This is a genomic window from Shewanella sp. DAU305, from assembly GCF_026802235.1.
Lineage (GTDB): Bacteria > Pseudomonadota > Gammaproteobacteria > Enterobacterales > Shewanellaceae > Shewanella > Shewanella baltica.
This window is the reverse complement of the sequence record NZ_CP113808.1, coordinates 2,213,216-2,236,107: the sequence shown is the minus strand read 5'-3', so window position 1 is coordinate 2,236,107 and position 22,892 is coordinate 2,213,216. Positions and strand designations below refer to the sequence as shown.

20 protein-coding genes are annotated in these 22,892 nt (G+C 46.6%); 9 read left to right on the top strand and 11 right to left on the bottom strand.

Annotated features, from left to right (window positions below; translation table 11 throughout):
* Positions 1–157: 157 nt before the first annotated feature.
* From putP to OX890_RS09550, 8 genes are all read left to right on the top strand, one after another.
* Positions 158–1,609 carry a sodium/proline symporter PutP gene (putP, locus tag OX890_RS09585; protein WP_006085485.1) on the top strand — a complete coding sequence of 484 codons (1,452 nt, stop codon included), beginning with the start codon at positions 158–160 and terminating at the stop codon, positions 1,607–1,609.
* 353 nt (positions 1,610–1,962) lie between these two features.
* Positions 1,963–3,279: an OmpP1/FadL family transporter gene (locus tag OX890_RS09580; RefSeq protein WP_268650509.1), complete on the top strand. Its 1,317-nt coding sequence runs from the start codon at positions 1,963–1,965 to the stop codon at positions 3,277–3,279.
* 103 nt (positions 3,280–3,382) lie between these two features.
* Positions 3,383–3,769 (top strand): VOC family protein, encoded by a 387-nt coding sequence (locus OX890_RS09575; protein WP_011847198.1) that lies wholly within the window; start codon positions 3,383–3,385, stop codon positions 3,767–3,769.
* A gap of 146 nt (positions 3,770–3,915) precedes the next feature.
* Entirely contained in the window at positions 3,916–4,632 is a 717-nt protein-coding gene (locus OX890_RS09570; RefSeq protein ID WP_268650508.1) for an SIMPL domain-containing protein, read from the top strand.
* 171 nt (positions 4,633–4,803) lie between these two features.
* Positions 4,804–5,817, top strand: coding sequence for an efflux RND transporter periplasmic adaptor subunit (locus OX890_RS09565; protein ID WP_259574771.1), 1,014 nt, complete (start codon positions 4,804–4,806; stop codon positions 5,815–5,817).
* Positions 5,818–5,853: 36 nt separating this feature from the next.
* The gene (locus OX890_RS09560) at positions 5,854–9,102 is read left to right on the top strand and encodes an efflux RND transporter permease subunit (RefSeq protein WP_268650507.1); all 3,249 of its coding nucleotides are present in this window, start codon (positions 5,854–5,856) and stop codon (positions 9,100–9,102) included.
* Between the two features lie 43 nt (positions 9,103–9,145).
* Positions 9,146–9,358, top strand: coding sequence for a YgaP family membrane protein (locus OX890_RS09555; RefSeq protein ID WP_006082265.1), 213 nt, complete (start codon positions 9,146–9,148; stop codon positions 9,356–9,358).
* A gap of 111 nt (positions 9,359–9,469) precedes the next feature.
* Positions 9,470–9,886, top strand: coding sequence for a rhodanese-like domain-containing protein (locus OX890_RS09550; protein ID WP_268650506.1), 417 nt, complete (start codon positions 9,470–9,472; stop codon positions 9,884–9,886).
* Positions 9,887–10,233: 347 nt separating this feature from the next.
* On the opposite strand, the gene OX890_RS09545 is transcribed toward OX890_RS09550, so the two are convergent.
* Positions 10,234–10,725 (bottom strand): GNAT family N-acetyltransferase, encoded by a 492-nt coding sequence (locus OX890_RS09545; protein ID WP_259590511.1) that lies wholly within the window; start codon positions 10,723–10,725, stop codon positions 10,234–10,236.
* Positions 10,726–11,741: 1,016 nt separating this feature from the next.
* Between OX890_RS09545 and OX890_RS09540 the strand changes: the two genes are divergently transcribed.
* The gene (locus OX890_RS09540) at positions 11,742–14,201 is read left to right on the top strand and encodes a S8 family serine peptidase (RefSeq protein ID WP_268650505.1); all 2,460 of its coding nucleotides are present in this window, start codon (positions 11,742–11,744) and stop codon (positions 14,199–14,201) included.
* Positions 14,202–14,284: 83 nt separating this feature from the next.
* Here the strand turns inward: OX890_RS09540 and OX890_RS09535 are convergent, their stop codons facing one another.
* The 10 genes from OX890_RS09535 to OX890_RS09490 all read right to left on the bottom strand — a co-directional run bounded on the left by OX890_RS09535 (position 14,285) and on the right by OX890_RS09490 (position 22,746).
* Positions 14,285–14,830, bottom strand: a complete 546-nt coding sequence (locus OX890_RS09535; RefSeq protein WP_006085495.1) for a YaeQ family protein — start codon at positions 14,828–14,830, stop codon at positions 14,285–14,287.
* A 159-nt stretch (positions 14,831–14,989) separates the two neighbouring features.
* On the bottom strand, positions 14,990–15,901 hold the full coding sequence (locus OX890_RS09530; protein WP_268650504.1) for a precorrin-2 dehydrogenase/sirohydrochlorin ferrochelatase family protein: 912 nt from the start codon (positions 15,899–15,901) through the stop codon (positions 14,990–14,992).
* A gap of 19 nt (positions 15,902–15,920) precedes the next feature.
* Entirely contained in the window at positions 15,921–16,280 is a 360-nt protein-coding gene (locus tag OX890_RS09525; protein ID WP_268650503.1) for a rhodanese-like domain-containing protein, read from the bottom strand.
* 128 nt (positions 16,281–16,408) lie between these two features.
* The gene (locus OX890_RS09520; protein ID WP_006082273.1) at positions 16,409–16,726 is read right to left on the bottom strand and encodes a putative signal transducing protein; all 318 of its coding nucleotides are present in this window, start codon (positions 16,724–16,726) and stop codon (positions 16,409–16,411) included.
* 235 nt (positions 16,727–16,961) lie between these two features.
* Positions 16,962–17,909, bottom strand: a complete 948-nt coding sequence (gene secF, locus OX890_RS09515) for a protein translocase subunit SecF (RefSeq protein WP_006082274.1) — start codon at positions 17,907–17,909, stop codon at positions 16,962–16,964.
* Between the two features lie 12 nt (positions 17,910–17,921).
* On the bottom strand, positions 17,922–19,772 hold the full coding sequence (gene secD / locus OX890_RS09510; RefSeq protein WP_011847205.1) for a protein translocase subunit SecD: 1,851 nt from the start codon (positions 19,770–19,772) through the stop codon (positions 17,922–17,924).
* A gap of 17 nt (positions 19,773–19,789) precedes the next feature.
* Positions 19,790–20,122, bottom strand: coding sequence for a preprotein translocase subunit YajC (yajC, locus tag OX890_RS09505; protein ID WP_006082276.1), 333 nt, complete (start codon positions 20,120–20,122; stop codon positions 19,790–19,792).
* A 26-nt stretch (positions 20,123–20,148) separates the two neighbouring features.
* Positions 20,149–21,273, bottom strand: a complete 1,125-nt coding sequence (gene tgt, locus OX890_RS09500) for a tRNA guanosine(34) transglycosylase Tgt (RefSeq protein ID WP_006082277.1) — start codon at positions 21,271–21,273, stop codon at positions 20,149–20,151.
* Positions 21,274–21,435: 162 nt separating this feature from the next.
* Positions 21,436–22,473, bottom strand: coding sequence for a tRNA preQ1(34) S-adenosylmethionine ribosyltransferase-isomerase QueA (queA, locus tag OX890_RS09495; RefSeq protein ID WP_115334286.1), 1,038 nt, complete (start codon positions 22,471–22,473; stop codon positions 21,436–21,438).
* Between the two features lie 63 nt (positions 22,474–22,536).
* Positions 22,537–22,746, bottom strand: coding sequence for a hypothetical protein (locus OX890_RS09490; protein ID WP_115334285.1), 210 nt, complete (start codon positions 22,744–22,746; stop codon positions 22,537–22,539).
* Between the last annotated feature and the right edge of the window lie 146 nt (positions 22,747–22,892).

Genomic DNA, 22,892 nt, shown 5'->3' with positions numbered 1-22,892 from the left:
CCCCATCTTATCTCGGCTATTTTTAAATTAACCTCCGATATTTTCACGCTATCGGAGGTTAGATTTTAATCACACTTTTATCTGCTAATGGGCGATTGTTCAAACATCTGGTAGCATGCTTGCCACTTTTAATAATAACAAGATGGGAAAAGGCAAGATGACGATTGAAACCCCGATTTTAATCACATTTGTTGGTTACTTAGTATTGATGATGGGCATAGGTTTTTGGGCTTACCGTGCTACCGATACTGTTGATGATTATATTTTAGGTGGCCGCAAAATGGGCCCCGCTGTGACCGCACTCAGTGTGGGTGCATCCGATATGTCAGGTTGGCTGTTACTGGGTTTACCCGGCGCAGTTTACTTAGGCGGCTTAGGTGAAGCTTGGATTGGCATAGGATTAATTTTTGGCGCTTGGCTAAACTGGCTATTTGTCGCCAGACGACTGCGTATTTACACTCAACTCGCCGATAACGCCCTCACCTTACCGGATTTCTTCGAGAAACGTTTCCACGATACCCAAGGCTATCTCAAGCTCGTCTCCGCAATCACTATTTTAGTGTTTTTCACTTTCTATGCTTCCTCAGGCATGGTCGGTGGCGCGATTCTGTTTGAAAAAGTTTTTGGTCTCGATTACACAGTGGCGCTGGTGATTGGCTCAGCCATTATAGTCGGTTACACCTTTATTGGTGGCTTCTTTGCAGTGTGTTGGACAGACTTCTTTCAAGGCTGTTTGATGCTTGTCGCCCTCTTAATCGTCCCCTTTGCCGTTTTCTCTCACCCTGAAAGCCACGCCGGAATTGAAACTATCGATCCTGCGATGTTGGCCTTGGTCAGCGACAAAACCACAGTGATAGGCATGTTGTCTTTACTCGCATGGGGTCTTGGCTATTTTGGTCAGCCGCATATTTTGTCGCGCTTTATGGCGATAGGCAGTGCCGATGCCCTGCCCTTATCGCGCCGTATTGCCATGAGCTGGATGGTCTTATCTTTAATTGGCGCATTAGCCACAGGTATTGCCGGTTCTCTGTATTTCGCCAATGCGCCACTGGCGAATTCAGAAACGGTATTTATTCATTTAGCCCAAGCCGCGTTTAACCCTTGGATTGGTGGTCTACTTATTGCGGCCATTTTGTCGGCCATCATGAGCACTATCGATTCACAGTTGCTGGTGTGTTCAAGCGTGATCACAGAAGATTTTTACCGTAAATGGTTACGCCCACAAGCGGATGACCGCGAGTTGATGATGGTCGGTCGCATGGGCGTGCTGGCGATTGCCGTGATCGCAGGCATCATTGCCCTTAATCCTGAAAGCAGTGTATTAAGCCTTGTGAGTTATGCTTGGGCAGGCTTTGGTGCGGCCTTTGGTCCTGTAGTCTTATTATCACTATTTTGGAAGCAATACAGTCGTAATGGCGCCATTGCCACTATTATTGTCGGCGCATTAACAGTCGTGATTTGGAAGCAACTGACGGGGGGTATTTTCGAGTTATACGAAATCCTCCCAGGATTTGTATTCGCCACATTCGCCGGTATTTTGGTGAGCAAATTGTCAGCACCGAGTGAAAATGTAACAGCAGAGTTCGAACAATTTAAGTCTGCACTTTAGTTTCGACACGCTTGTATAACTTAAAAAGCGCACACTTGTGCGCTTTTTACATTTTGTATCCTTTTAAATACTCAACACACAATTACAAACCGTTAACGTCAATTGAAACCTATCGTTAAACCCAAAGCCCTTCATATCAAGCATCTGGCCAGACCATTCAAGCGAACTAAAGTTCAAACTCTGTTTTAAAGATTTTTAATTAACTGAAAATTAACAATTTTCACATCTGGTCGGACTTGTTGAGGGTAGATTCAGTCCATAAGATGCCGAAGACTAATAAATGGATTTAAATACTTTCGGCTGACTAGGACCGAATAAAAATCCAATACTTATAAAAAATAGAGAGAATTATAATGAAAACATTCAACAAGACACTCATTGCCGTTTCTGTCGCATTAGCAAGTACTCAAACCTTAGCTTCAGGTTTTCAACTCAACAGTCAATCAGCCACAGGTATGGGCCGTGCATTTGCTGGTGATGCGGTTATTGCCGATAACGCTTCTGTGTTATCACGTAACCCTGCTGCTATGGCATTATTCGATAAAGATGCGATCTCATTCGGCTTAACTTATGCCGATATTACTGTTGATGTTAAAGACGTTAACTTTGCCGGTGGTGCCGTTGACTTAGGCAGCATCGATGATGCGGGTAGCTCTAAAATTATCCCTAATATTTTCTACATCCACCCAATCGACGATAAGTTCGCCGTCGGTTTTGCCGCTTTCTCTAACTTTGGTACCGGTACCGATGCCAGCTCTCTTTCAAAGAGTTTACCAGCAGGCTCACCAGCACCCTATGATCTGCTTGGCGAAACAGAAGTCACAACGGTTAACTTTAACACCAGCCTTTCATACCGTATTAATGACATGTTCAGTATCGGTGCGGGTGTGGATGCCATCTACGGTGAAGGTCGTTTAACCCGTAACATGGGCACTACACCTTTGGTTGATGTCGACGCTGACGGCTGGGCCTTCGGTGGTATTGTGGGTGCCACTATTGAGTTAGATAAAGATAACCGTTTCGGTATCAGCTATCGTTTCAGCCCAACAGTGAATGTTAAAGGTGATATCAACACGATCAGCACTAAAGATTTATCTGCCGTTGGTTTAGGTTCAAAAACAGCCCTAGCGACCAGCTTTGACAGCTTAGACGTACCACTAGCCGATATTTTCCAAGTTGCAGGTTTCCATCAGCTCACTACTAAGTTTGCAGTGCACTATACAGCGCAGTACACCCAGTGGGGCAACTTTGATCAAATCACCGCTAAAGATGGCGTCGCCACTATTATTCCAGGTCAAGCGGGTGCGGGTACTCAACTGCAAGCTGGCGACGTTGCCCTGAAAGAATACCAATGGAAAGATTCATGGTTATTCAGCCTAGGTGGTACTTATACTATCAACGAACAATTCACCGTTCGTGCAGGTTATATGCATGACCAAGGCGTTGTGGACGAAATTAGCTCAATTTCATTCCCAGACTCTGACCGTAACTGGTATACAGCGGGTATGAGCTACCACATCAACCCACAAAACACCGTTGACTTTGGTATCGCTTATATTAAAGGTGAAAAAGTTCACCTGATCGAAAACAGTGCTATCACAGGTCCTGTTAATGCAATTACTGAATCAAGCGGTATGTACTACTCAGTTCAATACAGCTACCAGTTCTAAGCTAAACGCTTAATCCTAAAAGCCGCATTTTTTGCGGCTTTTTTGTATCTTAAGCATTTATTGCCTAAAGTTAATTCATACTCCTATACACGCAGCTACGGCTATGGCTAAAGTCATTGGACTCGGTGGAATTTTCTTTAAAAGTGCAGATCCCGTTACCTTGGCAACTTGGTATAAAACCCATCTTCAGGTCCCCATTGAAAACTGGGGCGGCGCCGCGTTTTATCACACAGATAAAGCGACACTCGGCTACCATGTTTGGACGCCCTTCGCCCATAGCACTGACTATTTTGCGCCTTCAGATAAGAGCTTTATGTTTAACTTTATCGTTGATGATCTAGCCCAAGCGCTCACACAGGTCGAACAAGGTGGTGGTCAGCTCGTGGGTGGCATTGAAGATTCAGAGTTTGGCCGCTTTGGCTGGTTTATCGATCCCGACGGCAATAAAGTCGAATTATGGCAGCCGAGTGTTATTCCTCCGGAAAAATAGCGCGTCTCAATAAAGCGACATCAAGCTGATATCGCCAACTTGTCTCCCTCAAATATTAAGCGGCATCTATCCCGAATAAACCCAGTGCATGACTTAGGTTTATTGGGTATCTTAGGCTGAGTTTATCTAATCAAGAGATTCTTTTTATGGAAAAAAATAACATCCTTCCTGCCCTGCTGCTGGGCGGTTTCCTTTGTGCTGGGCTTGTGTATGTTGGTCAGACAGCGAGCACAGCGTTATTGCAGATGAAAGCTATGGAACGCACAGTGACAGTCAAGGGCTTAGCGGAAAAAGAAGTCAAAGCCAATGTGGCGATTTGGCCAATCAATTTCACTGAGGTCGATAATAATCTGCCTAAACTCTACGAGACGGTTCAGCAAAAAACCGACCGCGTCGTGGCGTTTTTAAAGGAACAAGGCTTTAGCGATAGCGAAATTACGATTTCATTACCTTCAATTGAAGATCGCCAAGCCCAAGGTTACGTCGACCCCAATGTCAGATACCGTTACTCGGCAAAGGTGAACCTGTCGGTCTATACCCCGCAAATTGATTTAATGCTCAATACCCGTAAGCAGATGATTAGCTTAGTGAAGGAAGGCATAGCGATCGCCAGCCAAGAGTATGATAATCGCACTGAATTCCTGTTTACCGATCTCAATTCAATCAAACCTGTGATGGTGCAAGAAGCTACTCAAAATGCCCGTGAAGTGGCGGAAAAATTTGCTAAGGATTCAGATTCTCGCCTCGGAAAAATTAAAACCGCTAGCCAAGGCCAGTTTACTATTTCGGATCGCGATAACAGCACGCCTTACATTAAACAAATTCGCATTGTGTCCACACTCACCTACTATTTAAATGACTAGATCTTAGGCTTAGTCGGAACTCACTGAAACGATGGGAATAAGGCACTTATGGGCCTTATTCCTAAATTAGGGAAATACACTATATTAAATTTTTCTAATAAATATTGATTGCCTATTGAAAACAACTCCATTAGAATTTACTCATGAATTACATCTGGGATGATATGAATTATGACGTCAATTTCTCGCGTTTTTTTCTTACTGCTGGCGCTTGCCAGTACTCAAGTTCAGGCTGCCTCAGTCGAAACCATCGAAGTCTTAACTAAACCCTACGCCAATTGGGTCACCTTAGATGCCACCATAGAAGCAGTAAAAGCGGCGACTGTGTCAGCGCAAACCTCTGGTCGTATCGTCAAACTCAACTACGATGTTAACGATGTTGTCCCCGAGGGAGCCGCCCTACTAGAGATCACCAGTAAAGAACAAGGCGCTGAGCTCGCAAGCTTTGAGGCCGATTTAGCCAAAGCCAAAGCCTTGAATGTTGAAGCACAGGCGCAATACAAACGTTATAAAGAGTTATTTCCCCAAGGCGCGATTTCTAAGGGCGCGATGGACGAAGCCACCGCCAATGCTAAGGCCACAGAACAAGCCGTAACCGCAGCGCAAGCCCGCGTCATCAAAGCCAGCGAATCCTTAAAATACACTGTGGTATCAGCGCCTTTTAGTGGTGTAGTCACAGAGCGTTTTGTCGAACAGGGTGAAACGGTGAGCCCAGGACAAGCACTACTTTCAGGGTTTTCCGCGAGTCAAATGCGCGCCATTACCCAAGTGCCGCAGCGTTATATCAATCAGTTGAAAAACTCCCCCGAATTCCTCGTCCGTTTAAGTGATGGCCGCGAGTTAATCTCAAAGGATCTCACTATTTTTAGTTTTGCCGATCCCGTCAGCCACAGCTATCAAGTACGCATTAATCTGCCTGAAAATGAAGCTAATCTTCAACCCGGTACTTGGGCAAAAGCTTCCTTTAAAAATGGCGAACGTGAAAAAATTCAACTGCCCACCTCTGCGCTACTCACAATGAACGAACTGAGCAGCGTTTACCTTAAAAAGGGCGAAGAATTTGTACTCACCCAAGTCCGTGTCGCCAATCCCTTAGATGGCGAGGTCGAAGTGCTGGCGGGCCTTAAGTCGGGTGACAAGGTTGCCGTTGATGCCTACCAAGTGTTGCTCAACAAAAAGCAATAAATTCCTTAGCGACTTAAGCTTTGTCGAGGTTGTTTTATGAAACATGCTCCAGTACCACAGACCACACTTGGGATTTCCGGTCGAATTGCCGCCGCCTTCCAAAATAGCGCCATCACGCCGCTATTAGCACTTCTCGGACTCTTGCTTGGCTTATTCGCTATTTTGGTGACGCCAAAGGAAGAAGAGCCGCAAATTGATGTCACCTTTGCCGACGTGTTTATCCCTTTTCCCGGCGCGACACCTACCGAAGTTGAAAACTTAGTCACCTTGCCTGCGGAACAAGTGATCTCAGAAATCAAAGGCATAGATACCCTGTATTCGTTCTCCCAACCCGATGGCGCGCTGATCATCGTCATCTTTAAGGTAGGCGTCGCGCGCAATGATGCCATCGTCAGCCTGTACAACCAGATTTATTCCAATATGGATAAATTGCCAAGAGGCGCAGGGGTGGGCGATCCGCTAATTAAACCCCGCGGCATCGATGATGTGCCCATTGTCAGTTTGACCTTGTGGTCAAAGGATAGACAAGTCTCTGCCGAGCAACTGACCCATGTCGCCCTTGGATTAGAAACCGAAATTAAGCGCATTCCCGGTACCCGCGAAATCTATACCGTAGGTCAGCACGACATGGTGGCCAACATACGTATCGATCCCGCCAAGATGAACAGCTTTAATCTGACCTACGACAAGTTAAGACAGAGTCTAAATGACAATAATATGGTCTCTATGCCTGCATCCTTAGTGCAAGGTAATCAAGAGATTAAAGTTCAGGCTGGGCAATTTTTACAATCCATAGACGATCTCAAACAATTAGTTGTCAGTGTCTATCAAGATAAACAAGGCAAGCATATTCCGATTTATTTGGCGGATATTGCCGAAATCAGCTTGAAGAGTGATATTCCTAAACAGAGCGTTTGGCACGCAGATAAAACCGATATTTATCCCGCCGTCACCATCGCGATTGGTAAACAAGCGGGACAAAATGCCGTCGATATCGCCGACAGTGTGATTGAGCGGATTGCTAAGGTCGACAATGTGTTGATCCCCGCGAATGTCGAAGTCACAGTGTCACGTAACTATGGCGAAACCGCGGCGGATAAATCTAACACCCTTATTTTAAAACTGATTTTTGCCACCAGCGCCGTTGTCGTACTGGTCTTTTTAACCATGGGGGCCCGCGAATCCTTAGTCGTGGGTGTGGCCATTATTATCACGCTGGCGATCACCCTTTTCGCCTCTTGGGCATGGGGATTTACCTTAAACCGCGTGTCCTTGTTTGCCTTGATTTTCTCCATCGGCATCTTGGTCGACGATGCCATAGTCGTGGTCGAAAACATTCACAGGCACATGGCGCTCGGCAAAAAGTCCTTTAGTGATCTTATCCCTGTGGCGGTCGATGAAGTCGGTGGCCCGACGATTCTGGCGACGTTCACTGTTATCGCGGCCTTGCTGCCTATGGCCTTCGTGTCGGGTTTAATGGGACCTTACATGAGCCCAATTCCCATCAACGCCAGTATGGGCATGTTAATTTCTCTAGTGGTTGCCTTTGTCGTCACCCCTTGGCTCAGTCGTAAACTGCTGAAACACAATGACAAGCACGATAGTGCCCAAGCCTCGCACGAGGATGAAGCCGAAACTAAGATGGTGCGTCTCTTCACCCACTTAATTGGCCCTTTCCTGCTGGGGAAAAATGCCCGTAAGGCAAGAGTGGGACTGGCTGCCGGCGTATTTGTGTTGATCGGTATCGCCGTAGCGCTCCCCGTCGGTCAGCTCGTGGTGCTGAAAATGCTGCCCTTCGATAATAAGTCCGAGTTTCAAGTTATGGTGGACATGCCCGAAGGCACTCCCGTAGAGCAAACCCAAAGAGTGCTACAGGATTTGAGTCGCTATCTGACGACAGTCCCTGAAGTCGAGCATGTGCAGTTGTATGCGGGCACTAACGCGCCAATGAACTTTAACGGCTTAGTGCGTCACTACTTCCTGCGTCACAGCCAAGAGCTTGGCGACATTCAAGTTAACTTAGTGGATAAAAAACACCGCAAACGCGACAGCCACACCATAGCGGTATCGGTGCGTGACGATCTGCAGCAAATTGGCGAGCAATATCAAGCCAATATCAAAGTAGTTGAAGTGCCACCTGGACCGCCAGTATGGTCGCCGCTGGTTGCCGAAGTATATGGCCCAAGCCCCGCAATCCGCGAGCAAGCCGCTTACGAGATGCAGGCGCTGTTCCATGAAACCAAAGATGTGGTCGATATCGATATTTTCTTGCCCGCCGCCCAGCAAAAATGGCAGGTGATGATCGACCGCAGTAAAGCCAGCCTGATGGCCGTGCCCTACAGCAATATTGTCGACTTGATTGCCACTTCCGTTGGCGGCAAAGATGTGAGTTATTTACATCAAGCCCAGCAAAAACAACCGATACCGATCCGCCTGCAATTAGACGAAGGCGCGAAAGTCGATTTAGAGCAAGTGCTGAATATGAAGTTACTGAGCCAAACGGGGCAATCTGTGCCTGTGTCTGAGCTGGTAACCATCAAACGCGGCAAAATCGATGCACCGATTATCCATAAGAATATGATCCCTATGATCATGGTCGTCGCCGATATGTCGGGGCCACTGGACAGCCCACTCTACGGCATGTTCGACATGGCGGGCAAAATTGATGGCGCCGATGGCTTAGGGTTTGATCAACATTATATTCACCAACCCACAGGGCTAGACTCGGTCGCCGTGTTGTGGGATGGCGAGTGGAAAATCACCTACGAAACCTTTAGAGACATGGGCATCGCCTATGCGGTCGGCATGATCGCCATTTATCTCTTGGTAGTGGCGCAGTTTAGATCGTATCTCGTGCCGCTCATCATCATGGCGCCCATCCCATTAACTGTGATTGGTGTAATGCCAGGCCATGCCCTGCTCGGAGCGCAATTCACCGCGACGTCCATGATAGGCATGATAGCGCTGGCGGGGATTATTGTGCGTAACTCGATATTATTGGTCGATTTTATCAATCAAGAAACTGCATCCGGCGTGCCCTTTGAGCGGGCAGTGATCCACTCGGGTGCCGTGCGAGCCAAACCCATTATGCTCACCGCATTAGCGGCCATGATTGGGGCGCTGTTTATCCTTGATGATCCGATTTTCAATGGCTTAGCGATCAGTCTGATCTTTGGTATTTTTATCTCGACCATACTGACCTTAGTTGTCATCCCAGTGCTGTACTACACAGCAATGAAAAACCGCATGAATACTGTTCAGATACAAACACAAACACAAAACTAACCACAACAAAGGCAGTCGCCTAGACTGCCTCAAGGAGTAAGGTATGTCATTAGAACGCAGCATTATGGCTTTTGCCGGATTTATGGTGTTACTGTCACTGGTGTTAACCGCCTATGTGCACCACAACTTTCTGTGGCTAACCGCATTTGTTGGCGCTAACCTGTTTCAAAGTGCTTTTACTGGTTTTTGCCCTGCCGCCATGGTTTTACGCAAATTGGGTGTAAAATCAGAGGCTGAAATTGCCAAGCAAAGCTAAGCCACACAAAGTCACTACTTAATAGTTAAGAGTTAAGAGTTAAGATTTAGGTGAGTAAGTACCCGCTTGGCTAATACAAGTGTGCCAAAAAAGTCGTCAAGGAGAGATAAAGTGACCCACAACCTAGTAACCCGGGGCCAAAGCCTAATGCGCTTAGCCCTGTTAAGCCTGCAGTCGCTGGTACTCATGCCACTGCTACTAATGCCCATGATGGCCAGCGCCGCCAACCAAGATCCTGTAATCGCATGGGATAAAATTGCCGCAGGTGCTATGGTGCTCGATGTCAGAACGCCTGAAGAATTTGCCGAAGGTCATCTAGCCAATGCGGTAAATATTCCCTTTGAGCAAGTGGCAGAGGAGTTTGCTAAGCGCGGCATCGCCAAAGATGCCCCTGTTGTCTTGTATTGCCGCAGTGGTCGCCGTAGCAGTATTGCAACCGAAGCCTTAGTCGCTGCAGGATACTCTCAAACCTATAATGGTGGCGGTTATTCCACCTTAGTTGAAGCGCAAAAAACGCCCGCTAAGTAATTCACCGCCATCGACTAGGCTCTAGTGCGCTAGTGCGGGGAAGCAAGTGTAAATCACTTAAGCACTGTCACCTCGCTCTAGTCATTCAAGGTTTAACGGCTAAAAGCGCCCTAAGGCGCTTTTTTATTGTCTAAGTGAATAAGCTTACTTTAAGCAATAGCCTATCAATCAACATTGCTTTATATAAAAAGCTTTTTATCCACCCCAACATTAGACTTCTAAGATAGCGGGTGAATGGCGAGATATTGAAGTATCTTATTAGCGTAAATCGATTCAGATAAAAATTAATAATCGTTTTCGCTGCTACACAAGTAACATCAATGATCCGATGTATGGCAAAAAATTAACTATCTAACATGTTCAAAACGTAGATGACCTTCATTAACGCCAGTCTCACTAAAACCATTGGAAATCAAAGCCCTTTTTGATGCTTCATTTTCCGCTGAAGTATGAGCAATAATGTTTTTTGTTTTCTCAAAAGAGTAAGCATGGGAAACGAGTGTATTAACAATTTCAGTAGCATAGCCACGACGCTGCCACTCAGGTAGCACTGAATAACCAATTTCAACCATCCCATGACTATCTGGAGGTCCAAAATAACCACCAGAGCCAACTAGCGTTCTTTCTCCTGAAACAGGATTAATATCAATTGCATACCAGCCATACCAACCTTTTGCTGCTTCACCGCCATTTTCATAGCAAGCAAGGAAAAACGCCATTGCATCACAATCGTATTCGCCACAAGGCCAAGCATTTGAAACAATTGCATTTAATTTTTCAGCAAGTAACTGTGGTGTTTCAAGCTCTATATGAAGATGATCAGCTGAAGAAGATATCAATACGATCCGCTTAGATGTTATATTTTTTATAATTTTTATTTACTCCAATTTAGGATTTATAGTGCACAGCCTTAAATTCGTGCACTCACTCGCTTAAACCATGCCACAAGAAAAAAACTTAACCTCATGAATTAATTTAACTTACCACCCATCCAATAGACACGCTATTAGGCAAAATGCTTATATGTCAAGTTTTATGAAAATGCTAAAAATTCAAGCTTATATATGCAAATTATTAGAAGTAAAGCGCCACACTAATGGGCGTTATAATAATTTAAATGAATATATTTTTTAGACTGTTCTAACGATGAAAAATAAATAAGATTATTTAAAATTTTTAATTGAAAGTTATCGACATAATTAGCCTCACAAACATAATTGAAGCATGTTCGAGTTCTAAGTGGTAGCTCATATCCTGTAACGCTATTTTGGATAATGTACACTCAGCATTTACCGTTATCAGCCACATCGCATGCTTTCACTTCTCGTTTTGCCGCTCACATTCCCCTTCAAAAAACACCTCAATAAATTAGCGTGAATGGCTTAGCCGTCGTCAATGAATTGGCAACCGCCACTCCCTTGACAGGGTTTTGCAACAATTTCGCATAATCAATCACTTGATGAAATCTCATTATTATCCTTAAACTTTAAAGTTCAATTTAGTTATTTGTAATCGCTAAAAAATATATGCATAAATTTCAATACGATGAAAACCAACAAATCAATATAAAGTACTCATATTGACCGTAAATTCGCATTCGCTTATTCATTTTTACCACATAAAAAAACAAAAACTTGAATAGAATTTGGTTACAACTCGTTACACATTGAATTTATATTCACATCAACTGATTATAAAACCTGGTTTTTTTACAAGCGGCCATACCATTAACAATTGGTTTACAAATACTTTAGTCGCAGATAGATTCACTAACCGAGTAGCATCTGAGTCGTAGTTATTCTTATGAAACATAAAATAATAATGATTAACACTAAATTGACCATGGAAGAAGAACATGACAATCAACAGAACCACTAAAATAGCGTTAAGCCTTTCAAGCTTAGCTATTGCGATCTCAGCCGGTGTACAAGCAGCACCACAAGCCCCAGGTTTTGCCGCAGCATTACAAGCACAAACCTCTCCACTGCCAAAGCGTTACATTGTGAAATTTAAAAACGCCGATGCAGCGGCCATTATGTCGGCCAGCAATGTGCAATCAATGAGTGATCAACAATCAAGTGACGCGACAACTGATGCGCTGCCAAGCACGATGAATTATCAGCCACAAATGGCGGAAATCAGTGCCCAGCACACTGCATTGAATAAAGTGCAAGCGAAGGAAATGAAGCGTATCGGCCGCAGTAACAGCTACTCGGTCAAACTCGATGCTAACGGCATCAATACCTTAAAAAAACGTGCCGATGTGGAATATGTTGAAGAAGACATGCCGCGTCACTTTCTGAGTGAAAGCACGCCTTGGGGCCAAACCTTTGTGGGGGCGACTCAGTTAAGCGATAGCCAAGCGGGCAACCGCACGATTTGTATTATCGATTCTGGTTACGACCGTAGCCACAGCGAATTAGGAGGCAATAATGTAACGGGTACCAATAACTCAGGTACAGGCAACTGGTTTGAGCCGGGCAACAACAACGCCCACGGTACTCACGTTGCGGGCACGATTGCGGCGATTGCTAACAATGACGGCGTGATCGGCGTAATGCCAAATCAAACTGCCAATATTCATGTCGTAAAAGTGTTTAACGAATCGGGCTGGGGTTACTCTTCATCCTTAGTGGCCGCAGTAGATACTTGTGTTGCCAACGGCGCTAACGTTGTCACTATGAGTTTAGGTGGCGCGGGTTCCAGCACCACTGAGCGTAACGCTCTAGCTGCACATTATAACAATGGTGTGCTCTTGATTGCCGCAGCGGGTAACGCGGGTGACAGCACTCACAGCTACCCTGCATCTTACGATGGCGTGATGTCTGTTGCCTCTGTGGATAATCATAAAGACCACTCGGCATTTTCCCAATACACCAACCAAGTGGAAATATCTGGCCCAGGTGAAGCGATTCTGTCGACGGTTACCCGTGGCGAAGGCCGTTTAGCCGATATCACTATCGGTGGTCAGTCTTACTTTGATTCAGGTGTCGTGCCACATAATCGCCTCATTTCATCGGGCGGCAGCTATGTACCTGCGCCATACAATGGCACAGCGACAGCCACACTTGCCGAATGTAGCGTCAGCGGAACTAGCTTCAACTGCGGCAACATGACCAATAAAATCTGTTTAGTGGAACGTGTTGGCAATCAAGGCACAAGTTACCCTGAAATCAATGCGGCTAAAGCCTGTAAAAATGCTGGTGCCAGTGCGGCGATTGTTTACAGTAACGCGGCATTACCGGGCTTACAAAACCCCTTCCTTGTCGATGCTAACAGTGAAATCAATATGGTTTCCGTGTCTGTGGATCGCGCAACAGGTTTAGCACTACGTAATCAATTGGGCGCGACAGCAACAGTCAGCAACCAAGGTAATAAAGATTACGAGTACTACAACGGTACTTCGATGGCGACGCCACATGTGTCAGGTGTTGCAACCTTAGTCTGGAGCTATCACCCTGAGTGTAGCGCGGCGCAAGTTCGTAACGCATTGAAAATGACCGCAGAAGATCTTGGTACTGCGGGTCGTGACAACTACTATGGCTATGGTTTAGTCAATGCAGTTGCCGCGAAAACCTTCTTAGATGCCTCTTGTTCTGGCCCAACGGGTCCAGTTGATCCAACACCAACCGATGGCGTGTTAGTTAACGGTGTGGCTAAAACAGGCTTAGGCGGCGCAGCGAGTGAAGAACTGCACTTCTCCTTTGACGTACCACAAGGTGCAACTAACTTAGGCTTTGTAATGAACGGTGGTACAGGTGATGCGGACTTGTATGTGCAATATGGTGCAGCGCCAACTACAGCTAACTATGATTGCCGTCCGTATAAAAGTGGCAATAGCGAGTCTTGCCCAATCACCAATATCCAATCAGGCACTTACTACGCCATGCTGAAAGGCTACTCTGCCTTCACTGGTGTGTCGTTAACAGCAAGCTACACAGCATCTAGCGGCGGAACGCCACCGACTACGCCAGCAAGCTATAGCAACACTGATAACTACAACATCCCAGATAACAAAGCTGCTGGGATCACGAGCCCAATCACAGTCACTCGCACTGGTGATTCAGGCACTGTGACTGCGGTAGTGAACATAGTCCACCCTTATATTGGTGACTTAAAAGTACAGCTGATCAGCCCTTCTGGTAAAACAGTTACATTGCATAGCAACACAGGTTCAGGTGCTGCCAATATCAACAAGAGCTATACCGCTGATATGACGGGTGCTAATTCGAACGGCGTATGGAAGTTAAAAGCCGTAGACAGTGGCCGTGGTGATGTGGGTTATATCGATAGCTGGGAGCTGAGCTTCCAATAAATCCAAATCGATACGCTTACTGAGAAATGAAAGTAATAAATGAAAAGAGCCTGCAATCGCAGGCTCTTTTTTTACAAGACATGTTATGCAATATCTTTGAGGATTTCAGGTTCGATCAACACGCTGGTCTCATTATCCGATAGCCAAATTTGGCCTTCGCTGATAGAAACCTGCAATGCCATATTGCGCCCAACAAAGGCTTCCATCGCCGTGACCGACTCTTCGGCAATATTCCACACGGTTAAATTCTGGTAACGCTCTAACGCCTGCTGATTCTGTTTCCACCAAATGGGTACACTGCGGCCACCATAGGTAAATAACTGCACAACTTTGGCACGACCACTGGCCTTTCGCAGCCATTTCTCATCGGCCTGACCAAACTCAACCCACAGATCAATTTCGCCTGATAAGGTTTTGTCCCACAGCTCTGGCTCGTCATCGACGCACAAACCTTTACTGAAACTTAAGGTTTCGCTGGCATTCACAATAAACGCCAGTAAACGCACCATCATGCGGCCATCGGTTTCGGAAGGATGCTGGGCAAGCGTCAATTGATGGTCTTGGTAATAATTCCGATCCATATCGGCTATCTGTAAATTGACCTTAAACACGGTCGCTTTGAGGGCCATAGTCATCCTAAATGCAGAGTGAAATCCTGAAACAGCGAAATCCTAAAATAAGGCTGCCGAGTCTACCTGAGACTCGGCATTAGCTCAAACGAACAATAGGATACGTCCATCAAATCGAACAGAAAGTGCAATCGGACAGAAGTCAGAATCGATAAGAGGTTAAATCGCGCCGGGTCGCAAATGCTTAGCCATGGGGAAATGCGCCTTCAACAGACTGATTTTTTGCGTGTCAGCCACCAGCAACATGCGAGTGCCCTGCTCGTACTGCTGACTCAATTCACTGAGTGCGGGTAACTCACCACGATTAGCGTCTCGACGCACTAATTCTGCCAATTCGTCGCTCAAATCGCCTTGGCTATAGATCCAATCGAGGCGCTGCAGTAACGGCATGGCGGCGAGCGGCAGTAAGTCGACAGAGGCTGAATCATCCAGCAAAAGGATTTCGCCGCGGCTAACTAAATTATTAAACGCATTATGGTAATGCTCGGCGGTACGACTATCGAAACGGTCGCCATTGGTATCGAAAAAACGTTCCCAAAATAAACGGCGTTTCGAGGTTGAATCGAGCTTGTCTTGCACTTCGACGCGTCTATCGGCGACAAAGTCGAATAAAGGCTTGAGTGATTGCGGTAGGCTGGATTCTAAGCGCGAGCGAATCGTGCGTGCAAATACCGGTGCCGCGCCCGCAGTGCTGATCGCCACTACTAAACGGCCTCTATCGACAATCGAAGGGGTAATAAAACGGCAAAATGCCGGATTATCAACGGCATTAACCCAAATACCGCGCGCGGTGGCTAGAGTCGCCAACTCGGCATTAAGACTATCGTTTGCCGTGGCTAAATACACCAGATCATAATTTTTAATATCGGCGTGGACCACTTCACGCTGGGATAGCAGAATACGCCCCGTATCGGCATAACGCTGCACTTCAGGATTCACTTCAGGGGCTATCACGTGAATACTGGCTTCGGTACGTGTCAGCAGCGCCAGCTTACGGCTTGCCACATCACCCGCCCCCACCAGCAAAACATTTAAGTGAACCGTATCGACAAACAAGGGGAAATATTGCATTAAATGAGATCCTGAACGCTTAATCCTGCACGACTGGCAGTTGACGCTGTACCCAGCCTTTATAGCCACCAATCAAAGAGGCAACGCGGGTGTAACCCATGAGTTGCAGATTAAATGCAGCCAAAGCTGAGCGCGCGCCACCTGCGCAATAGAGTAATATGGGGGTATGTTTATCGGGGAAACGTGCTTCGATATCACGCTCTAAAATACCCCGACTTAAATGTTTTGCTTGGGGTAAATGATCCTGCAGCCACTCGCGATCCTCACGCACATCCACAAGGTGCCAGCTGTCATCGGCCTGATAGGCTTCAATGGTCACTTCGGTGATGTTAGGCAGAATTGCGTCAACAAGGGCGGAAAAAGCACTGGGATGCGGCATCACTGACTCCTAGATAAGATATTGAATGACATGATGAATGTCAGCTTATCAGCAAAGTGTAATCTTCTCATCCAGTAGACGCAATCTTTCAGCCACAGCACAAAGCGGAAGTGATTGCCTATCCAAGGCTAGTTGTGGCTTTCGCTGCGCTCAGAGCTGCATTGCCAGCACAGCTCAAAACTGCCTTCATTGGTTTCATGGCACTGCACACATTGCCATTGTGGACTTTCGACATCCAGCGCATTCAGCTGCACTTGCGCCGACGCATGTTGGGACTCGCCCACCCACAACTCGACGTTTTGCATCCCTGTCGGAAGCTCACCAATCCCGCCCAATAGCGCTTCACCTCTGAGCTCAACATGAATACCACAGGCCTCTAATAAACCTTTCCATGTGTGGGCTTGCAATAAATTACCACCAGCAACTAACACTTTACGTTCTTCCATGCGACATCCTACGGCTACAACTCTCTGGAATATGGGTTGCCGACATCCTACTGCTAAATAGCCGAGCCTGTCGAGCGCTGATTTTTACACCAGTTGTTAATTTAATTAACATTCCAGTTTTTACAGCATAACTGACTATAACTTTGTGAGTTTGCTAGCAGAATGTCAGATCTATCTCAAATTCGAGCTAAAAAAAAGCCACCTCGTCGGTGGCTTTTTAACTCGAATGTAACCTTTAAGGCATCATAGGAGGCTGGTCTGCGCCTTCTTTCTCAATCTCAACTGGCATCATGTGTTCACGATTGATACCCAGTTTAATTGCTAAGAAGCTCGCTACATAGATAGATGAATACGTACCGACAAAAATACCCATCAGCAATGCAGTCGCAAAGCCATGGATCATAGTGCCGCCCTTTAGGAACAAGGCCACGACCACCACTAAGGTTGTACCTGTGGTGATGATTGTACGGCTCATGGTTTGAGTAATTGAAGTATTCACCACTTCTTCAGGGTCGCTTTTACGCATCTTAAGGAAGTTTTCACGGATACGGTCAAATACCACGATAGTATCGTTGAGTGAGTAACCCACAACCGTCAATAGACCCGCCAGAACGGTCAAGTCGAATTCCAATTGGAATACCGAAAACACACCTAAAGTCACGATCACGTCGTGCGCCAATGCTGCCACTGAACCAAACGCTAGGCGCCATTCGAAACGGAATGACACATAGATCATGATACAGATAAGCGCGACTAATACTGCTAAAGCGCCTTGCTCAGCCAGTTCTTTACCCACTTGTGGGCCAACGAACTCAACACGCTTCTGCTGAACCTGTGGATCAACTTTCTGCGCAGCTTCCATGACAGACTTAACTTGCACGTCACTCTTAACGCCTTCTTTCACCTGTAAACGTACTAATACGTCACGGCTAGAACCGAAGTTTTGCACAATGGCGCCTTCAGAATCAGGCGTCGTCAGTTGCACCCGCAGGGCGTTTAAATCGACCGGATTAGTGAACTCCATTTCAACGACGGTACCGCCAGTGAAATCAAGCCCCCAGTTGATGCCATTGGTCGCTAGCGAAACCAGCGAGCCCAGCACCAATACAGCCGACATAATACTGATAGGCAGTGCATGACGGAGGAAGTTTACCGTATGTTTTAAAGATAAAATTTCAAGCATTGTCACTTCCCCTTAGATAGACAGAGTCTTCACGCGCTTACCACCCCAAATCGCGTTAACGATTGAGCGAGTACCCACGATTGCGGTAAACATGGAAGTCGCAATACCTATCATCAAGGTCACCGCGAAGCCTTTAACAGCGCCTGTACCTACGGCAAACAGAATAAGCGCCGTTAGGAAAGTGGTGATGTTCGCATCGGCGATGGTGGAGAATGCGTTGCCATAACCTTCATGGATGGCCTGCTGGACGCTACGGCCCGCACGTAATTCTTCACGGATACGCTCATAGATCAGCACGTTACCGTCAACCGCCATACCCACAGTCAACACCATACCGGCAATACCCGGTAGGGTTAACACTGCGCCAGGGATCATAGACATTACGCCTACTACCATGACTAAGTTTGCGGTTAACGCTATGTTGGCGATAAGACCAAAGCCACGGTAGTAAACCAGCATAAAGAGTAAGACAACCGCCATACCCCAAACCATAGCTTGTACACCGTTTTGAATGTTTTCAGCACCTAAGCTTGGACCAATGGTACGTTCTTCAACAATCGACACTGGGGCAATCAAGGCACCAGCACGCAGTAATAGCGCGAGGTTTTGTGCTTCACCATGGCTTAAGCCAGTGATCACAAAGTTACGGCCTAAACGCGCTTGAATGGTCGCAACAGAAATCACTTCTTGGATTTTCTGCATCTTAACGCTGCCGTCGGCATTGCGCTCACCACTGTCTTTATATTCGATGAACAATGTCGCCATAGGCTTGCCTATGTTGTCTTTGGTCACGTCAGAGAAAATGGTGCCGCCTTTCGCATCAAGGTTGATGCTAACCTGTGGACGACTGTACTGGTCAAAGCTAGGTTGTGCACCCGTGATATGATCACCGGTCAACATAACTTCTTTCTTCAATATCACAGTGCCACCTTCGCGGCGCTGGTACACTTCAGAACCCGCTGGTAAACGGCCAGATTGCGCAGCATTAGGATCAGCTTTGTCATCGACCATGTGGAATTCAATCGATGCGGTTGCACCTAAGATTTCCTTGGCGCGAGCGGTATCTTGCACACCTGGCAGTTCAACGATAATGCGCTCGGCGCCTTGACGTTGTACTACAGGCTCAGCCACACCTAACTCGTTTACACGGTTACGAATGGTCGTAATGTTTTGTTGCAGTGCTTCTTCTTTAATCTGCTTAAGGTACACGTCACTCATCACAGCTTGCAGGGCAAAATCTTCGCCACGGCTAGCATCAGTGAACACCATATCTTTACTGCGAGACTTAAGGAAACGCTCGGCACTCGCGAGACTTTCAGCATCACGGAACTTGATTTCGATACCTGTGGTATTGCTACGAATACCAGCATAACGAATTTTCTCTTCGCGCAGTTGCGAACGGAAATCGGCAACTTTAGCCTCTTCCATCTTGCGAATCGCTTCGCCCATGTCCACTTCCATTAAGAAATGCACACCGCCGCGAAGGTCGAGACCGAGTTTCATTGGGCTGCCGCCCATAGACTCGAGCCATTTAGGCGTCGCTGGGGCTAAGTTGAGCGCCACAGTGAACTTGTCGCCTAAGCTGTCAGCAATTAATTCTTTCGCCAGTAGCTGTTGATCCGCATTTTGCACACGGACCAACAACTGACCTTTTTCAAGCTCAGAGCGCTTTACCGCAATGCCCTTACTGGCTAACAGCTCGTTCACACTGGCTTGGGTTGATGCCGTGACTTCAGCACCTCGAGTCGCCACCACTTGCACCGCGTGATCTTCACCAAAAAGGTTCGGTACGGCATAGAAACAACCTATGGCGATGACGAGCATCACCATAATGTTTTTCCACATTGGGTATTTATTTAACACGCCTGAGCCCTCTTGGCTTACAACGACTGGATAGAGCCCTTAGGCAATACAGCTGCAATATAGTCTTTTTTGATCGTGATTTGAGTCGTGTCGTTTAAGCTCAGTAACACGTAATCGCTTTCGTCGCTGATTTTTGCAATCTTGCCTAAAATCCCGCCACTGGTCAGCACTTCGTCGCCTTTGCTGATTGATGACATCAAGTTTTTGTGCTCTTTAACGCGTTTTGATTGCGGACGGAAAATCATGAAATAGAAAATCAGGCCAAAAATTGCCAGCATGAAAATCAATTCCATCGTGCCGCCACCTTGTGGTGCGCCGGCAGCGCTTGCGTATGCATTTGAAATAAACATAGTTTTCTCTTCTTATTAGCAAAAAATCAATCGACTAACTCTGGTACTTCGCGACCTTGACTGGTATAGAAGTCCGCCACAAAGGCGTCTAATGTACCCGTCTCAATCGCACCGCGCAAACCTTCCATTAACATTTGATAGTATCTCAAGTTGTGAATGGTGTTTAAACGCGCACCCAGAATCTCATTACAACGATCTAAGTGGTAAAGGTACGCCCGTGAATAATTTTTACAGGTATAACAATCACACTTAGTATCAAGTGGTGACGTGTCATCTCTATGACGCGCATTGCGTATTTTGATCACACCTTCACTCGTAAACAGATGACCGTTGCGGGCATTACGGGTTGGCATCACACAGTCAAACATGTCAACACCACGACGTACACCTTCAACTAAATCTTCTGGTTTACCGACCCCCATCAGATAGCGAGGCTTGTCTGCAGGAATTTGCGGGCAAATATGCTCAAGAATGCGATGCATATCTGCTTTAGGCTCACCTACGGCCAAACCACCGACGGCATAACCGTCGAAACCAATATCGACTAAGCCTTTTAAGCTTTCGTCGCGTAAATCTTCATACACCCCGCCCTGAATAATACCGAACAGAGAGTTAGGGTTCTCTAAACGGTCAAATTCATCACGTGAACGTCTCGCCCAACGCAGAGACATCTGCATTGACTTGCGCGCTTCGTCTTCGGTTGCGGGATATGGCGTACATTCGTCAAAAATCATCACCACATCACTGCCCAATGCATCTTGGATTTGCATTGATTTTTCAGGATCTAAGAAGATTTTCTCGCCATTGATTGGCGAACGGAAATGCACACCTTCTTCGGTGATCTTACGGATATCGCCAAGACTGAATACTTGGAAACCACCCGAGTCAGTTAAAATAGGACGCTGCCAGTTCATAAAATCATGCAAGTCACCGTGCTTACGCATGATTTCTTCGCCTGGGCGCAACCATAAATGGAAAGTGTTACCGAGCAGAATGTCTGCGCCTGTAGCACGCACTTCTTCTGGCGTCATACCTTTAACTGTGCCGTAGGTTCCCACTGGCATAAATGCTGGGGTTTCTACAGTGCCACGGTCAAAAATCAACCGACCACGGCGCGCACGGCCGTCGGTAGTATCTAATTCAAATTTCATAATTCACCTCGCCAGATAAACAGTCTGACTACATTTTTAATGGCTAATGCCATTTTGATTAACAATAGAGATGGGGACAGCGTTAAAAGGTTCAACCTTTTGACGAAAAAAAGTTGCCGCCCATACTCACTTTGGGCGGCTATTTTAAAACAAAATCTTGGTCTAGTGGGCTTTTTTCGTCACAAACATGGCATCGCCATAGCTAAAGAAGCGATATTTTTGCGCGATAGCATGTTGATACGCCGCCATAACATGATCAAAACCCGCAAATGCACTGACTAACATGATGAGGGTCGATTCAGGGAGATGGAAGTTCGTCACCATGGCATCGACCACTTGGAATTGATAGCCGGGATAAATAAAGATGTCGGTATCACCGCTAAAGGCTTTGAGTTCACCTTGGCTGGCGCGCGCCGCACTTTCTAAGGAACGTACAGATGTTGTACCAACAGCCACGACACGTTTACCCGCCGCTTTGGTTTGCACGATTAAATCGACCACATCCTGCGGCACGTTGGCCCACTCAGAATGCATCTTGTGCTCAAGAATGGTATCAACACGCACCGGTTGAAACGTTCCCGCGCCCACATGCAAAGTCACAAATGCGATATTCACACCCTTGGCTTTTAATGCATCGAGCATGGCATCGTCAAAATGTAATCCAGCCGTTGGCGCGGCAACGGCGCCTGGGTTTTGGTTATACACAGTTTGATAGCGCTCTTTGTCAGCATCTTCATCGGGTCTGTCGATATAAGGCGGTAGCGGCATGTGCCCTACGGCTTCGAGCACCTCTAGAATGGTCAACTCGGATAACAGCTCAAGTTCAAACAAAGTATCGTGACGGGCGACCATCTTCATTTGATAGCCACCGTCGAGCAGAATGAACGAATCGACTTTTGGGGATTTAGAGCTGCGAACATGGGCGAGGATGCGCTTATCATCGAGCATACGCTCAACTAAAATCTCTAACTTGCCGCCGCTGGCCTTTTGGCCAAACATACGCGCGGGGATCACTCGGGTATTGTTGAACACCATTAAATCGCCGGGATTAATCATCCCCAGCAGATCGGTAAACTGTTTGTCGCCTAACGCGCCAGAATTGCCGTCTAAGGTTAACAGACGTGATGCATTACGCTGCGCCATAGGATAACGAGCGATCAGCTCATCGGGGAGATCGAAAGAAAAGTCTGCAACGCGCATGATAGGCCTCTAGGTAGCTTAGAACGGCGGCTAGTCTATGGTTAGAGGCCAAGAATATCAAGATTACTTATTGCCAGCGTCCACTTCTTGCTCTGGATCCACAGGATTGACGCCATCTTGGGGCTGATTGTCATTGGCATCGAATTTAAGCCGCGAACGGCTGAAATCATCCATGCTAAAGCGGTGTTGTTCAAAGGGGATTTCTACCAGCACTTTTTTGCGCTTCGGCTGCTCGTCTCTACCAAGCATTTTGGTGAACCAGTTCCACATCATCCATGATCCTAAAAAAGGTTATTGATTTTATTTCACTTTCTCTCATATTGATGGCTAGAACAGCGTTAACGCTGACGAGGATTATTCGCGATGAACAAACACCCGCAATCAATAAAAAGTGAAAAAATACTGCATTTTTGGCTTCC